The sequence below is a fragment of the Agreia bicolorata genome (assembly GCF_000938265.1).
Lineage (GTDB): Bacteria > Actinomycetota > Actinomycetes > Actinomycetales > Microbacteriaceae > Agreia > Agreia bicolorata.
Map to the genome: position 1 here is coordinate 54,338 of NZ_JYFC01000010.1, position 13,727 is coordinate 68,064.

General features: G+C 64.5%; 17 protein-coding genes. 4 read left to right on the top strand and 13 right to left on the bottom strand.

Features of this window, described 5'->3' with window-relative positions:
* Positions 1-41: 41 nt before the first annotated feature.
* Complete coding sequence (locus TZ00_RS17595) at positions 42-1,313, bottom strand: ATP-dependent DNA helicase (protein ID WP_044443772.1); 1,272 nt, start codon at positions 1,311-1,313, stop codon at positions 42-44.
* Between the two features lie 103 nt (positions 1,314-1,416).
* Here TZ00_RS17595 and TZ00_RS17600 point away from each other — a divergent pair, with 103 nt between their 5' ends.
* Positions 1,417-2,481, top strand: a complete 1,065-nt coding sequence (locus tag TZ00_RS17600; protein WP_044443720.1) for a hypothetical protein — start codon at positions 1,417-1,419, stop codon at positions 2,479-2,481.
* Here the strand turns inward: TZ00_RS17600 and TZ00_RS17605 are convergent.
* The gene (locus tag TZ00_RS17605; RefSeq protein WP_238579749.1) at positions 2,478-4,436 is read right to left on the bottom strand and encodes a bifunctional copper resistance protein CopD/cytochrome c oxidase assembly protein; all 1,959 of its coding nucleotides are present in this window, start codon (positions 4,434-4,436) and stop codon (positions 2,478-2,480) included. The genes TZ00_RS17600 and TZ00_RS17605 overlap by 4 nt on opposite strands.
* A gap of 104 nt (positions 4,437-4,540) precedes the next feature.
* Here TZ00_RS17605 and TZ00_RS17610 point away from each other — a divergent pair, with 104 nt between their 5' ends.
* Complete coding sequence (locus TZ00_RS17610; protein WP_084606277.1) at positions 4,541-5,320, top strand: TetR/AcrR family transcriptional regulator; 780 nt, start codon at positions 4,541-4,543, stop codon at positions 5,318-5,320.
* A 199-nt stretch (positions 5,321-5,519) separates the two neighbouring features.
* On the opposite strand, the gene TZ00_RS17615 is transcribed toward TZ00_RS17610, so the two are convergent.
* The 8 genes from TZ00_RS17615 to TZ00_RS17650 form a co-directional block, all read right to left on the bottom strand.
* The gene (locus tag TZ00_RS17615; RefSeq protein WP_044443721.1) at positions 5,520-5,807 is read right to left on the bottom strand and encodes an HU family DNA-binding protein; all 288 of its coding nucleotides are present in this window, start codon (positions 5,805-5,807) and stop codon (positions 5,520-5,522) included.
* 234 nt (positions 5,808-6,041) lie between these two features.
* Positions 6,042-6,347 (bottom strand): 30S ribosomal protein S14, encoded by a 306-nt coding sequence (rpsN, locus tag TZ00_RS17620; protein WP_044443722.1) that lies wholly within the window; start codon positions 6,345-6,347, stop codon positions 6,042-6,044.
* A 3-nt stretch (positions 6,348-6,350) separates the two neighbouring features.
* Positions 6,351-6,518 (bottom strand): 50S ribosomal protein L33, encoded by a 168-nt coding sequence (rpmG, locus tag TZ00_RS17625; protein WP_044443723.1) that lies wholly within the window; start codon positions 6,516-6,518, stop codon positions 6,351-6,353.
* Positions 6,518-6,754, bottom strand: coding sequence for a 50S ribosomal protein L28 (rpmB, locus tag TZ00_RS17630; protein ID WP_044443724.1), 237 nt, complete (start codon positions 6,752-6,754; stop codon positions 6,518-6,520). The genes rpmG and rpmB overlap by 1 nt, the downstream gene beginning before the upstream one ends.
* Positions 6,755-6,942: 188 nt before the next feature.
* Entirely contained in the window at positions 6,943-7,341 is a 399-nt protein-coding gene (locus TZ00_RS17635) for a Fur family transcriptional regulator (protein ID WP_044443725.1), read from the bottom strand.
* Positions 7,342-7,407: 66 nt separating this feature from the next.
* The gene (locus tag TZ00_RS17640; RefSeq protein WP_044443726.1) at positions 7,408-8,298 is read right to left on the bottom strand and encodes a metal ABC transporter permease; all 891 of its coding nucleotides are present in this window, start codon (positions 8,296-8,298) and stop codon (positions 7,408-7,410) included.
* A complete protein-coding gene (locus TZ00_RS17645; RefSeq protein ID WP_238579751.1) occupies positions 8,295-9,137 on the bottom strand; it encodes a metal ABC transporter ATP-binding protein in 843 nt (280 codons plus the stop codon). Before TZ00_RS17645 ends, TZ00_RS17640 begins: the two co-directional genes overlap by 4 nt.
* An 88-nt stretch (positions 9,138-9,225) precedes the next feature.
* Positions 9,226-10,155 (bottom strand): metal ABC transporter solute-binding protein, Zn/Mn family, encoded by a 930-nt coding sequence (locus TZ00_RS17650; RefSeq protein ID WP_044443727.1) that lies wholly within the window; start codon positions 10,153-10,155, stop codon positions 9,226-9,228.
* A 178-nt stretch (positions 10,156-10,333) separates the two neighbouring features.
* Between TZ00_RS17650 and TZ00_RS17655 the strand changes: the two genes are divergently transcribed.
* On the top strand, positions 10,334-10,618 hold the full coding sequence (locus TZ00_RS17655; protein ID WP_044443728.1) for a DUF3253 domain-containing protein: 285 nt from the start codon (positions 10,334-10,336) through the stop codon (positions 10,616-10,618).
* A gap of 59 nt (positions 10,619-10,677) precedes the next feature.
* Positions 10,678-11,193 carry a GNAT family N-acetyltransferase gene (locus tag TZ00_RS17660; RefSeq protein ID WP_052521685.1) on the top strand — a complete coding sequence of 172 codons (516 nt, stop codon included), beginning with the start codon at positions 10,678-10,680 and terminating at the stop codon, positions 11,191-11,193.
* Here the strand turns inward: TZ00_RS17660 and TZ00_RS17665 are convergent.
* The 3 genes from TZ00_RS17665 to TZ00_RS17675 all read right to left on the bottom strand — a co-directional run bounded on the left by TZ00_RS17665 (position 11,139) and on the right by TZ00_RS17675 (position 13,600).
* The gene (locus tag TZ00_RS17665) at positions 11,139-11,642 is read right to left on the bottom strand and encodes a hypothetical protein (protein WP_044443729.1); all 504 of its coding nucleotides are present in this window, start codon (positions 11,640-11,642) and stop codon (positions 11,139-11,141) included. The genes TZ00_RS17660 and TZ00_RS17665 overlap by 55 nt on opposite strands.
* A gap of 75 nt (positions 11,643-11,717) precedes the next feature.
* Positions 11,718-12,557 (bottom strand): hypothetical protein, encoded by an 840-nt coding sequence (locus tag TZ00_RS17670; protein ID WP_052521686.1) that lies wholly within the window; start codon positions 12,555-12,557, stop codon positions 11,718-11,720.
* Positions 12,557-13,600 (bottom strand): hypothetical protein, encoded by a 1,044-nt coding sequence (locus tag TZ00_RS17675; protein WP_152631257.1) that lies wholly within the window; start codon positions 13,598-13,600, stop codon positions 12,557-12,559. Before TZ00_RS17675 ends, TZ00_RS17670 begins: the two co-directional genes overlap by 1 nt.
* Between the last annotated feature and the right edge of the window lie 127 nt (positions 13,601-13,727).

Here is a 13,727-nt window from a genome sequence, read left to right on the forward strand (position 1 = left end):
CGTTACAGTTCGTACTAAATTTTCGTCATCTTCTGGAGAGGTTATTGCCCTCTCGACATGAACCGCCGCACCGCGGGATCGACGGAGATGTCGGCCGGCCTCAGCGGCCTCGTGAGGTACAGACCGTCGAGGCTCGTGAGTCGTGACAGCGCGACGTAGGTCTGCCCCGCGCTGAACACCCTCTGGCCCAGATCGACGATCGCCTGGTCGTAGGTCTTGCCCTGGCTCTTGTGAATGGTGACGGCCCACGCGAGGCGCAGCGGGAACTGCGTGAACTCGCCGATTACGTCTTTGGTGAGCTTCTTATCATCGGCCGAATACGAGTAGCGATGCTTCTCCCAGCTCACCGGGTCGACCTCGTGCACCTCGCCGTCGATCTCGACCCAGATCGAACCGGCCTTGCTGATCTTCGAGACCACGCCGACCGATCCGTTGACCCAGCGCTGCTCGGAGTCGTTGCGCAGAAACATGACCTGTGCGCCGACCTTGAGTTCGAGCGCCTCTTCAGCCGGGTAGTTGCGGCCTCCGAAGTCGCCCGACACCTCGGCGTTCGCCGTGCGCACCTTTCCAGGCAGCCTCTTGAGCGCCTCCGCATTGATGCGGTTCACCGCATCATTGCGCGTGGCCAGGGTGATCGTGCCGTCGCTGGGAGGAGTTCGGGATCCCGCGCCGTTGAGCGCATCCGCTATCTCTTTCGTCACCTGGCCGTGGCGCACCGCGTTGAGCATGAACTTGAAATCATCGTCGTGCTGGCGGTGGATCTCGGTGAGCTCGACGACCGTGAGCGACACCTCGCTCCACACCTTTGCGTCGAAGAACCACATCGACCGATAGTGGTCGGTGAAGTAGGCGCGCTCATCTGCATCTCCCGGAACAGGAGCCAGCTGGTACGGATCTCCGAACAGCACCACCTGCACTCCGCCGAACGGAACAGTCGGCTTGTGCCGGGCCTTGCGCAGGGAGCGGTCGATCGCATCCATCAGGTCGGCGTTCACCATCGAGACCTCGTCGATCACGAGCGTGTCGATGGTGTTGAGCATCTTGCGCACGTCGCCGTTCTGCTCGATGTCGGAGTCGGCGATGACCCCGATCGGCAGCCGGAAGAGCGAATGAATGGTCTGCCCGCCGACGTTGAGCGCGGCGACTCCCGTGGGGGCCGAGATCACGAGCTGCTTCTCGGTGTTCCAGCTGAGGTGGTTGAGCAGCGTGGACTTTCCGGTTCCCGCACGACCCGTGACGAACACGTGGTTCTTCGTCGACTCGATCAGATCGAAGACGCGCTTCTGCTCGGCTGACAGATCGGGAAGGGACACGCGGAACGACTTTCTCTGCACGGCGACGAGGGGAAGACATCCAATCTACCGGGCGTGTCACCCGGCGCGGCTGGCCCACGGCGGCATTGCCTAGACTGACCCCATGGATGTGCATGTGCAGAAGAGGCGCATCTCATCAACGCAGGTCGCGTTGGCCTGGTGCGGCGCGCTGCTGCTGCTCGTCGGAGTCTTCGCAGGCGGGGTGCTTGCGCTCAACCTCACAGTGTTCGGCTCGAGCGGATTCGTCACCACCTATCTACAGACGCTCGGAGCACGCGACGTCGACGGCGCTCTCTCGATGCCCGGGGTCGAGCTTCCCGACGGTCTCACGCCCGATTCGGCCGGTGCTGCTCTGCTGAAGCGAAACACACTCGGCACCATCAGCAAAATCCGTGTGACCGACGACACCGACCTCGGCTCGGGAGTGCACCGCGTCACGGCGAGCTACACGCTCCAGGGCGCCGACCAGCAGTCGGCACGAACACAGAGCGAATTCGTGGTCGAGCGCGACGGCACGAACTTCGGCGTCTTCAGCCAGTGGCGGTTCAAAGAGTCACCCGTCGCGACACTCTCGCTGGCGGTGACCAACACGACCAGCGTGACCGTCGGAACAGGCGAGCTCGACGCATCCGATCTCGGCGCCGGCGCCGGCGCATTCGGCGCAGGGGGACGATTCACCGTGCTGGTGCCCTCGCTCGTGGTTCTCTCGCACGAGTCGCACTACCTCACGAGCGACACCGTCGCCGTGGCCCTGCCCGATCCAGGACAGACGGAGAACGGCATCATCAAGGCCGTCCCCAACGACCTCTTCACGCAGGCCGTGTCTGACCAGCTCACCGGCTTCCTCGCCGACTGCGCCGCGCAGAAGGTGCTGTATCCGGTGGGCTGCCCATTCTCGAAGGGCATCACCGATCGCATCGAGGGCGATCCGAGCTGGTCGATCGTGACATATCCGCAGATCAAGGTGGTCGCCGGTCCGTCGTCGTGGCTTCTGGCAGACAACGCCGGTGCGGCCCACATCGACGTTCAGGTGAAGTCGCTGTTTGATGGCACCGTGTCGGCGTTGAGCGAAGACGTTCCGTTCTCGCTGAACTACGCGATCACGCTCGACGACGCGGGGCAGATCACCTTCGCGGCCCGCTCGGAGAACGCTGCGCAGCTCAACTAGCGACGGGAGTTGAGACGCTCGAGCATCGCGTTGTACTCGCCCAGTTCGGCCTCGTTGGTGCGATCCGCTGTGCGGTCGCGACGCGTGGTCTCTTTCTTGTCCTGCTTGCTCCACTGGATGGCGACGGCGATCGCAAGGATGACGGTCGGGATCTCGCCGACACTCCACGCGATTCCACCGCCGGCCTGCTGGTCTTCGATGGCGCTCACGCCCCACGGCCTGCCCATCGCGCCGTACCAGTCTGCAAGCAGCAGCCCGTTGCCGGTCATCATCGCGAGCCCGAAGAACGCGTGGAACGCCATGACCGCGAGCAGAAGAAGCAGCCGGAACGGATACGGGAAACGGTAAGGCACGGGGTCGACGCCGATGAGCGCCTGAACGAGCAGGTAGCCGGTGACGAGGAAGTGGGCGATCATCCACTCGTGGCCGATGTGATCGACAGTCGCCCAACGGAACAGCGGCGAGTAGTAGAAGACCCAGAGGCTGCCGGCGAAGAGCAGGGCCGCAACGATCGGATTGGCGAGGAAAGAGCCGACCTTGGAGTGCACGGCCAGGAGAACCCACTCGCGACCGCCGCGCGTTCCATCTTGCCGTTTGGCGACCGCGCGCATGATGAGCGTGATGGGAGCCGCGGGAACCAGGAACAACGGAACCATCATGCTCAGGGTCATGTGTCCGAGCATGTGCATGCTGAAGAGGTACTTCTCGTAGACGTTGACGCCGCCGTTGGTCACATAGAAGAGCAGCAGCATGCCGGCCACCCATAAGACGCTGCGGTGAATGGGCCACTTGTCTCCGCGCTTGCGCAGGCGGCGCACGCCGGCCAGGTAGAAGACGATGCCGAAGCCGCAAAGCAGGATCCAGAGCAGGTCGAAGTTCCACTCGGTGAAGTAGCGGGAGAATTCGAGCTCGGGCGGAAGCTGCTCGCCCGTGAGGATCTGCGCCGGCGTGCGGATGGCGGGGATGGCCTGGTCAACGGGTGGGGCCGAACGGCCGAGAGCGGCGGCGGCTCCCGAGGCGATGCCCATGAAGGCCAACTCGACGACCGCGATCTTCCAGAAGAAGTAGCGTCGGCCCGACTCGGCGAGACGACCGATGAGCGAGCGACGGTAGGCCGCACCGAAGATGCCGAGCGCGATCAGCGCCGAGACCTTGATGAGCACGAGCAGCCCGTAGGGCGTGAGCAGACGATCGAGGCTGCCGATGCGCAGTTCGGCGCTGACATAGCCGGATGCCGCGACCACGATGAACGACACCAGCGCCACGGTCGAATAGCGCGAGATGACCGAGAGCATGCGGTCGTTGTCGAGCTGCGGCGAGATGATCACCAGCACGAGGAGACCGCCGAGCCAGACCGCAGCAAACACGAGGTGCAGTCCGAGCGCCGTGATCGCGGCGTCGTGGCCTGTTGTTCCGGCTGCGTGGCCCTGCTGCGCCATGGGCACGAGCATCACCACCGCGAGCACCCCCACGAAGACGAGGGCCGTGACATTGCGCACCGCAAAACAGAGAACAGTGATGGCGGCCGCGATCAGCGTTGTGATGAGCCACGCCTGACCGATCTCGACCTGGGTCAGAAACTGACCGAGCAGCTCGCCGTAGGAATTGTCGAACCGCACCGACTTGACCGTGAGCTGCAGAAAGGTGAGAAACCCCGTGGCTGCCGAAGCCACGGTGAGAATGGCAGCTGAGCCCGCAGCCACGTCGAGGGCCCGATTGAACTCGGGCTTGTCTGAGCGCAACGCGAAGACAGCGAGCATCAGAGCGCCGAGCACTCCCGCAGCGCCGAGGTTCACGATCATCTTGGTGACCGGAATGCCGTAGCGCACGACCGGGCCTGGATCTTGCAACAGTTGCGCATCCGCACCGCCGGCAATGCGCAGGCCGACGAGCAGCATCACGAAACCGACCGCGAGGAGCACGGCAGGACCTACGATTCGAACGACTCTCGGCACCCGTCAACTTTACGCGGCATTCCTGGGCGCCCCGCCCGCGGGGTGCGCGCCCACGCGGCGTGGCAAATGGATGCCGCATTCCACTCGATCTAGACTCGTCGCCCATGAGCACTGCGACGCTGCCTGCCCGACGCCCCGCCCTCACCGCGAAGGGAGCGGCGACCCGCGCCCGCATTGTGGAAGCCGCGGCCGCCCTCGCTCGGCAGCGCGGCGCCGCCCGCACGAGCATCGACGAGGTGAGGGCCGAGGCGCAGGTCAGCGCCTCGCAGCTCTACCACTACTTCTCCGACAAGAACGAGCTGATGCGTGCCGTCGTGGAGCACGAGGCAGTCGTCGCCATCGAGGAGCAATCGCAGCTCGCCGCCGTCGACAGCATCGAGTCGCTGCGCGCCTGGCGCGACGCGGTGGTCGATCACGCGGGCAGACGGGGGTTCCGCGGCTGGTCGCCTCTCGGATCGCTTGCCAGCGAGCTCATCGACACCGATCCGGATGCCCGTTCCGGGCTTGTCGACGGATTCGGGCTCTGGCTCGCCCCGGTTCGAGCCGGTCTCCTGGCGATGCAGGCTTCCGGCGCGCTGCGACCGGACGCCGATCCCGACGCGCTCGCTGCCGGTCTGCTCGCCTCGCTTCAAGGAGGGCTTCTCGTGAGCCGCGTGCTCGAGGAGACGGCTCCCCTCGAGGCGGCCCTCGATGCTGCGATCGCCCGAATCGAGAGCTTCGCACCGCGGACATCGTTGGCGCCGAGCCCCGCGGACAGCGCGCCGCGCCAGCCGCTGGCGCCCGCGGTCAGGCGCACGCCCGCGTCGCCGGCACGGGCATCCGGTGCCGTACCCACGTCGGCACCCCGCACGCCGCTGCGCCCCCGACGCCCGCTCGCCCGCTGACGCGCGCCGCCCACCGGCGAGCGCGCACCGACCGCACCTTATCGAGTCGGCGCAGATGCGCCCTCCCGCGTGATCAAAGGTGCTTCTCCGCCGAGTCGCGGTGCACCCCTTCGACAAGCTCACGGAACAGGGAGCCCGTTAACGGCCTCAGGGGCGCCCGCGAGTAGCGGACACCCCTGAGGATGAAGAATCGAAAAGACTACTTGGCGGCAGCCTTGAGCTTCGAACCAGCGGAGATCTTGACCGAGTGACCGGCGGCGATCTGGATGGCCTCACCCGTCTGCGGGTTGCGACCGGCGCGGGCTGCACGCGAGGTGCGCTCGACGGCGAGCCATCCCGGGATGGTGACCTTGACGTCGTTGCCGACCGACTCCGCGAGCGTTGCGAAGAGGGCGTCGAGAACCTCGTTGACAGCGGACTGCGTCTGGCCGGATGCAGCAGCGACCTGGGCGACGAGCTCGGTCTTGTTGAGTGACTTATCAGCCATGGGGTGTCCTCCTCGGACCTTGTGCTGCGTGAAGCAGCTCTAGAAACGAAACGGTGGAAACCTTTGGTAGGCCACACGTCTGGTCTGTTGACCGTGACGAATGTATCAGAGATCGCCGGGATTTCGCGGATTACCGCGCCTCGGAGGCTCTGCGTGACCTGTGAAACGTGAAAAAGGATGCCGACCCGATGGGCCGACATCCTTTTTCAGATGCTCAGTGCGAGAAGCTCTGGACTACCAGGAGCTCTTCGTGATGCCGGGCAGCTCGCCACGGTGAGCCATGTCACGGAAGCGAACACGGCTGATGCCGAACTTCGTGAGCACACCGCGGGGGCGGCCGTCGACTGCGTCACGGCTGCGCACGCGCACCGGTGAGGCGTTCTTGGGCAGCTTCTGCAGGCCGAGGCGGGCAGCCTCGCGCTCGGCGTCGGTCGACGTCGGGCTGACGAGAGCCTTCTTCAGCTCAAGGCGCTTGGTGTTGTAGCGAGCGACGATGACTTTGCGCTGCTCGTTCTTTGCAATCATGCTTTTCTTGGCCATGTGTTACCTCTCCTCCCGGAAGTCGACGTGCTGGCGGATGACCGGGTCGTACTTCTTGAGCACGAGGCGGTCGGGGTTGTTGCGGCGGTTCTTCTTGGTGACATAGGTGTAACCCGTGCCGGCCGTCGAACGCAGCTTGATGATGGGGCGGACGTCCTGGTGCTTTGCCATTAGATTTTCTCCCCACGGGCGAGAAGATCTTTGACAACGCTCTCGATGCCGCGTGCGTCGATGACCTTGATGCCCTTGGTGCTGAGCTGCAGGGTCACGCTACGACGAAGCGACGGAACGTAGTACGTCTTCTTCTGGATGTTCGGGTCGAACCGGCGCTTGGTGCGACGGTGCGAATGCGAGATGTTGTGTCCGAAGCCGGGAATGGCGCCGGTCACCTGGCAGGTTGCTGCCATGATTTCCTCCATAGTTACCGTAGAAAAACGCAAGTTACCGCGCGTTCTACCCAAGATTGCTTGTCGGCACACGTCTGCCCCAAATGAATCAGGTGGGGGTTGGCGTACATGCGAGTGGAGATGCCACTCGACCAACTACCAAGTTTAGGCGACCAGGCGGATGCGCGCAAGTACGCGCGTGCGCCGGGTCAGCCGGCGGGCGTCGGAACGCAGGAGTTGCAGAAGCCGAAGATGTCGACAACGTGTTCGGGGCGCGAGAAGCCGTGCAGCGCGGCCGTCTTGCGCGCCCAGGACTCCACCTCGTCGGCTTCGATCTCGACAGTGAGCCCACAGCTGCGGCAGATAAGGTGGTGGTGATGCCCAGTGCTGCACGCGCGGTAGAGGCTCTCGCCATCGGGCGACTGCAGCGAGTCGGCCTCCCCCTCGTTCGCCAGGTCGGCCAGCGCACGATAGACCGTGGCCAGGCCGATGTACGAGCCGCTGGAGTGCAGATTGGAGTGGAGACCCTGGGCGCTCACAAAACCGATCTGGGTGCCGAGTGCGGCACGCACCGCCTCGCGCTGCCACGTGTTGCGCTTCACGACCATGATCCACCTCCGAGGCCACGTATGGCCGAAATCCCCTCAACCTTAACCTGAGCCGCCGACGTTCGCCTAGGCATCCAATGCAACCAGTTTTCGCCCCGAGATGCCCCGTCGGGCCCTCGAAGCCGCGATGATGCGGCACACCACGTAGATAGCGAACGAGATCGTGGTGACGTAGGGACTGATGGGAACCGAGCCGCCGAGCGCCAGCATGATTCCGCCCACGAGCGAGAGCACGGCGAAGAGCATGCTGAGCAGAGGAACGACAATCGGCGACGACGACACCCGCAGCGCGGCGGCGGCGGGGGTGACGAGAATCGACAGCACCAGCAGGGAGCCCACGACCTGCACCGAGACGGCCACGGCCAGGCCGAGCAGCAGCATAAAGACGATCGAGAGCGTCTGAACCGGAACGCCTCGTGCCGCGGCCACATCGGCGTCGACACTGGCGAAGGTGAGCGGGCGCCACACCACGAGGAGGCCGACCACGACGATGATCGAGATGGCTATCAGCGAGTTGAGCCTCGGGTCGTCGACCGCAACGATCTGGCCGGTGAGCAGTCCGAACTTGTTGGCGCTACGGCCGGGGTAGAGCGCCAGACACAGGATGCCGAGACCGAGACCGAAGGGCATCAGCACGGCGATGATCGAATTGCGATCGCGCGACTTCGCGCCGAGGAAGCCGATGATGAGGGCCGCCACGATCGAGCCGATAAGAGAACCCTCGACCACCCCGATGCCGAAGAGCAGCCCGGCGGATGCACCGGCGAACGAGAGCTCGCTGATGCCGTGCACCGCGAAGGCCATATCGCGCGACATCACGAACACTCCGATGAGGCCGCCCACGATGCCGAGCACGGCGCCCGCGATGATCGAGTTCTGCAGAAGCACGATCAAGTCGCCGTAGTCGGAGAAGTTGAAGATCTGCGACCAGAGGTCGGCCCAGTCGATACCGTTCATGATCGCGTTCCGCCGCCCGAGCCGGCCTGCTCGTTCAGTATCGGGTCGTCGTCGTGGTGATGATGCCCGTCGTGCCCGTGACTCGCATCCGGAACCCCCACCACGATCACGCGACCGCGCGTGCGGATGACGTCGACGGGAGAGCCGTAGAGCTCGGAGAGCACCTCGCTGCGCAGCACCTCGTCCGGCGTTCCTATGCGGAAGGATCCGCCCGCGAGGTAGAGCACCCGGTCGACCATGTCGAGCACGGGGTTGATGTCGTGAGTCACGAACAGCACGCCGAGGTCGCGCTGCCTGCGATGCGTGTCGATGAGTTCGGAGACCGCTCGCTGATGGGCGAGGTCGAGTGAGAGCAGCGGCTCGTCGCAGAGCAGCAGGCGCGGATCGCCCGCGAGCGACTGCCCGACGCGCAGGCGCTGCTGCTCACCGCCTGACAGTGTCGAGACCGCCACATTCGCGTACTCGGATGCGCCGACGGATGCGAGCAGATCGTCGACCTCGCGGCGTCGCGCGGCCCGAGGCAACGGCAACCCGAAGCGGTGGCCGTCGACGCCGAGCGCGACCAGGTCGCGGCCGCGAAGGGGAGCGCCTTCGTCGGCCAGCTTCTGCTGCGGAATGTACCCGATACGGCGGTTGCCTCGGGTGACGGGAGAACCCTCGAAGGCCATCGTTCCGGCGCTGAGCTGCTGCTGGCCGAGAATCACCTTGAGCAGGCTGGACTTGCCCGACCCGTTCGCCCCGAGCACGGCGATGAACTCGCCCGCACGAACGTCGAAGTCGAGGTCGTGCCACAGCCGGCGCTCGCCGAATTGGAGCGCACCGCCCCGCACGCGCAGCACGACGTGTCGTGGGGCGTTGCGGGGCGAGGGCGCGGCTCCTGCGCGGGCTCGCGCCGACTTCGCCCCGAAGATCTTCACTCGGTGAAGACTACTTGCCGCTGAGCGCGCTCTGAAGCGCGTTGAGGTTCGTCGTCATCCAGCTGATGTAGTCGGTTCCGGCGGGAAGCGTCTCAGTGACGGGAACGACGGGGATCTTGGAGTCCTTCGCAGCGGTCAGCACGAGCTCGGTCTGGGCGCCCGATGTCTGCTCGTTGTAGACGAGCACCTTGACTGCACCGGAGGAGAACAGATCGGTGGTCTGCTTGAGAACGTCGGCGGCAACGTCTGTGCCCTCTTCGATCCCCTCGCTGAAGGCGCCCGGTGTCTTGTTGACGAGGCCTGCGGCGGTGAGCATGTAGAGCGGCACGGGCTCGGTGATCGCGGCACCTGCACCGTCGAACGAGGCCTTGATGTCCTTCTCCTGCTGCTCCAGTGCGGTGAGTTGACCTTCGAACGTCTTGGCGTTCTCCTCATAGGTCTTGGTGCCGTCGGGGTCGATTGCACTGAGCTGATTCACGAGTTCGTCGGTGAGCTTCTGCACGGTCGGGAAGTCGTACCAGACGTGCTCGTTGAACTCGCCGTCGGCGGGCTCCTGGTCGTAGCCCGAGATGTCGGCGGCGTTGAGCACCGGAGCGATCTTGTTGTCGGCGGCGGCGAGCATCTTGTCGACGAAGTCGTCGTAGCCACCGCCGTTCTCGATCACCAGCTGGGCCTTCGAGAGCGACAGTTGCGTGCGAGCGTCTGCCTCGTACTCATGCGGGTCTTTGTCGGGGTCATCGATGATCGAGGTCACGCTCACCCTGTCGCCGCCGATCTGCTTGGCGATGTCACCGTAGACATCGGTCGACGCGACGATACGCACGCCAGAATCGTTGGTCGGTTCGTCGGTCGCGCCGGCATCGGTGGATGCGGACGCACAGCCGGAGAGCACAAGCGCGGTGGCCGCCGCGAGGGCAGTAAGAGAGAGGAGTTTTTTCACGGGTGGGGTGAGCCGTTCTAATTCGGGTGCAATTCGGGTCTTCTCGAAAATAGCCTTATTGATAATGATTGTCAAAGTCGCGACAGTGCCGTTGAATCGAGCGCATTGCGGCGAGCGCACTCGCAGCCGCCATGGCAACCCCTTTGCTCCGCGGGATGAGCGCAGAGAGACTTGACCCATGTGCGCCGCCCCTGCCCCCGAGTCGCCGCCGTCCGACATCGACCGGAACCTGGAGCAGACAATTCTTGACCTGCTCGATCGGCGCGCGCCCACCTCGACGATCTGTCCGTCGGATGCCGCGCGCGCCGTCGGCGGCGACGATTGGCGCGATCTGATGGATGCGTCGCGCAGCGCGGCGGCACGTCTCGTCGCCCGCGGCGAGGTCGAGATCACGCAGGGCGGCGAGCCGGTCGACCTGAGGACGGCCCGCGGACCCATCCGCATCCGGCGCCTGCGCCCGTAACGCACGCACCCGGGCCGCCCGGCTATCGCTCGTCGTCTGCACCCCGCTACCCTGGCCCGATGGAATCGGGATTCAGGATCGATCGCATAACCGAGGACAACTGGGCACAGTTGCGCACGCTGCGCCTCGAGATGCTCGCGGACACTCCCCTGGCTTTTCTCGAGACACTAGACAACGCAGCCCATGAGCAAGAGACGGAGTGGCGCTCCCGTGCCGCGCGCGCGGCGCGCGAGGGCAGCGTGGGGCTCGCCGCGATCGACACGTCGAGCGGCCACTGGCTCGGCACCATGAGCGCCTACCTCGACGGGCACGGCGACGCGATGCTCGTGAGCGTGTACGTCACGCCCGCCTGGCGCGGCACGGCCCTCGGCCTCACGGATGCGCTGCTCGACGAGGTGGAGGCATGGGCGCGCGCCGCCGTTCCCGATGGCAACCTGCGCCTGCACGTGCACGAGGACAACCCACGAGCACGCGCGTTCTACACGCGACGCGGCTACGTCGAGACGGGCGAAACGATCCCCTATCCCCTCGACCGCACGCAGAACGAGGTCGAGATGGTGCTCGACCTGAGCTGACGACGGCAGACGGCACCGCGGCACGGGATGGCGATGAGGTCGCCGGTGCGGAGGTCGGCGGGCAGCACCGCAGACTGCTCCTCAGAGAGCGAGAAGGGCACGGAGTGCTGTGTCGACGCACGGCCTATGAGGCGCGCCTCCGACGCATGAGCCTGCACGCGCGCGATGTCGGCATCCAGAATCAACGTACCGTCGAGCCGGACCTCGACGACCCGAGCGACGACGACCGACGACTGCTCGGTGTCTGACGGATGGCCGTGAGTGCCGGGCACCACGGCCGCCGCGATGTGCACACACGGGGTGTCGCAGAGTTCGACGAGGCGCAGCAGCGACACTCCGGAGACGACGACATCGGTGGTGGTGAGGTGCGTCCACTCGGGCCAGCGGTCGATGACGAACGGGTCGGGGATGCTTTTTCTGAGCGACGGAAGAAGAGAAGTGAGGGTCACAGATGCAGGTCTACGCCGGTGGCCATGGGCAGTGAAGGTGTCCTAACGGAATCCGAGCGGCTTCGGCGCGAATCCTCACGCGTCCATCGCACTGTAGGCAGACAGAAGCTGCCCTCCCAGTAGCCGAAGGGATTGCTCGGACTGGGCAGCAGGCTCGATACCATCGAGCTCCTGAGATACCAGCCGAAGCAAGGGTGTCGATTGTTGTCCATCAAATTGTGTATGCAGCCACGTGACCACATCTGCGATCTGCTCACGCAGACCATCGTGACGAACCAAGCCATTGAGTCGGGCGCCCAGATCGACCGGAGGCACATTGCGAAGCAGCCTCAATAAGTCGCCAGCGTCTTTCGTAACTATTCGGTCGGCATTGCCCGCATCAAGTCTTTCGCGGATCTTGATGGACTTGGCGATGACGAGCGCGGCCGGGCCCGCTACGCGAATCGTGACTCGGCGTGGATCGGTTGCATCTAATGCGACGATCTCCGCAGGCGAGTTGTCGTGCAGCGCCGCCTCAAGACCCCGAGTACTTCGCGCAGTACTTCGATCCTGCCCGTCAAGCGGAGCAGTGCGCCGTTTGCTCGACGGCAGGGAACCCGCCGGGACCATCAGGTCGATCACGATTCCATCGGGCGAGATCCAATGACCGGGATTTCCATGCGCATCGAGCACGAACCCCGCTGCCGAAAGTTCGCGCCCGAGGTCCGGAACACTCGCGAGCAGGTCGGGATCTATGGCGAGGTCGGCATCTGTCGTATACGTCGGGCGCGAGTCACCTAGTGGTGCGTGATGGTAAACGGCCTGCGCCCCGACGAGCACGAGTGCATCCAATTGTTCACGCATAAGAATCAGCGCGTCCAGCAGAACTCGCCTTGCGGCGACGTACTCGGGGCTGAATCGGGTCACGTCGGTCATCACACTCTTTCGCGATCGAGGGTCTCAGCGAGCTCCAAGCCAACGGACGCAGTTCTTCCACGAGCCGACAAGAGATCACCCGCGGTACGCCACGGCCGCGCGAAGCGGAGGTTGCCTGCGACTCGCACTCCTTCTCGCTCTTGTGACAGAAAGCCGCATTCTGCGATCACGATGCTCCCTCGTGGGTCGGCCATTAACTGCATCGTGCGCTCGGCAGCAGCTCCGTCGGAAACATAGATCCACGTCTCACTGGGCGGCAGCGCGCCGATTCGTCCTGCCGAACCGAGGTAGTCATTCGCAGCCTCGACCCCGGTGAGCGCATAGTCGAAGTCCGCCATGTGCAAGCGTTCTCGGGCAATCTCTTCGCCCAAGAGAGAGAAGTAGCGGCGAGCTTTGAAGGTATTCGTGAAGCTGTAGTCCTGAGTCCAGCGTGCGGCCAACGTCGACGCGTCACGGACAACCACCGGGCCTCCATTCGTCTCCTCAAGCAATTGTTCTCCTCTAAGCAACTCGAGCACCCGGCTTACGGTGGCTACGCCCACGCCTGTCTGCCTCGACAACTCTCGAGCCGAAGCCGCTCGCCCTTCGGTGAGCAGTCTGACGACGACCACCGACGCTGCTTGGCCTTTCAGAGATCGAAGCAGCCTCCTCCCCTCTGGCTTGTCTGGATTCGGGTTTCGTGTCATTCCAGACCTTTCCACCCACACGAAGGGTTCGCTGCTCCGAATAAGCAGATTGCCTGTCCCATCCCAGTAAGACCATCCGGCCAGCCGAAGTTCGTCACATGCGGCGGGCGAGATGAAGGCCGCAAGGAGAATCGCGTTCTCCCCGAGTCGACCACCGACGATACGACGCACGTCTTCGCGCGAGGTGACGCTGCGAGACTTTATCTCCACGTCCAGCGACAACTCAGCGCTGGATACCTTCCACATGAGTCGACCGTCGAACTCCGTATCCTGCTGTCCGTCGCGCCATTCCACACGACTTCCCGGATTCAGTTTCTCCAGGTCGGAGATGAATGGCTGAACGAGCCGCGTTTCCATTCGAGCCATGTTCCTCATAACGAGGAACATAGCACTTTGCGGAACATCGTATGAGAACGCTCGCCTCACCAAGTACCGGGTATACGGTTCTTCTATCTGAGGTAAAAACGCTCGGCCGCCCCACGTG

Coding starts and splice junctions, on each gene's coding strand:
- TZ00_RS17615 (WP_044443721.1), bottom strand. CDS start 5,807: ATGGCTGATAAGTCACTCAACAAGACCGAGCTCGTCGCCCAGGTCGCT.
- TZ00_RS17610 (WP_084606277.1), top strand. CDS start 4,541: ATGAGCACTGCGACGCTGCCTGCCCGACGCCCCGCCCTCACCGCGAAG.
- TZ00_RS17675 (WP_152631257.1), bottom strand. CDS start 13,600: ATGGAAACGCGGCTCGTTCAGCCATTCATCTCCGACCTGGAGAAACTG.
- rpsN (WP_044443722.1), bottom strand. CDS start 6,347: ATGGCCAAGAAAAGCATGATTGCAAAGAACGAGCAGCGCAAAGTCATC.
- rpmB (WP_044443724.1), bottom strand. CDS start 6,754: ATGGCAGCAACCTGCCAGGTGACCGGCGCCATTCCCGGCTTCGGACAC.
- TZ00_RS17635 (WP_044443725.1), bottom strand. CDS start 7,341: ATGGTCGTGAAGCGCAACACGTGGCAGCGCGAGGCGGTGCGTGCCGCA.
- TZ00_RS17670 (WP_052521686.1), bottom strand. CDS start 12,557: ATGACCGACGTGACCCGATTCAGCCCCGAGTACGTCGCCGCAAGGCGA.
- TZ00_RS17640 (WP_044443726.1), bottom strand. CDS start 8,298: ATGAACGGTATCGACTGGGCCGACCTCTGGTCGCAGATCTTCAACTTC.
- TZ00_RS17600 (WP_044443720.1), top strand. CDS start 1,417: ATGGATGTGCATGTGCAGAAGAGGCGCATCTCATCAACGCAGGTCGCG.
- TZ00_RS17655 (WP_044443728.1), top strand. CDS start 10,334: ATGTGCGCCGCCCCTGCCCCCGAGTCGCCGCCGTCCGACATCGACCGG.
- rpmG (WP_044443723.1), bottom strand. CDS start 6,518: ATGGCAAAGCACCAGGACGTCCGCCCCATCATCAAGCTGCGTTCGACG.
- TZ00_RS17660 (WP_052521685.1), top strand. CDS start 10,678: ATGGAATCGGGATTCAGGATCGATCGCATAACCGAGGACAACTGGGCA.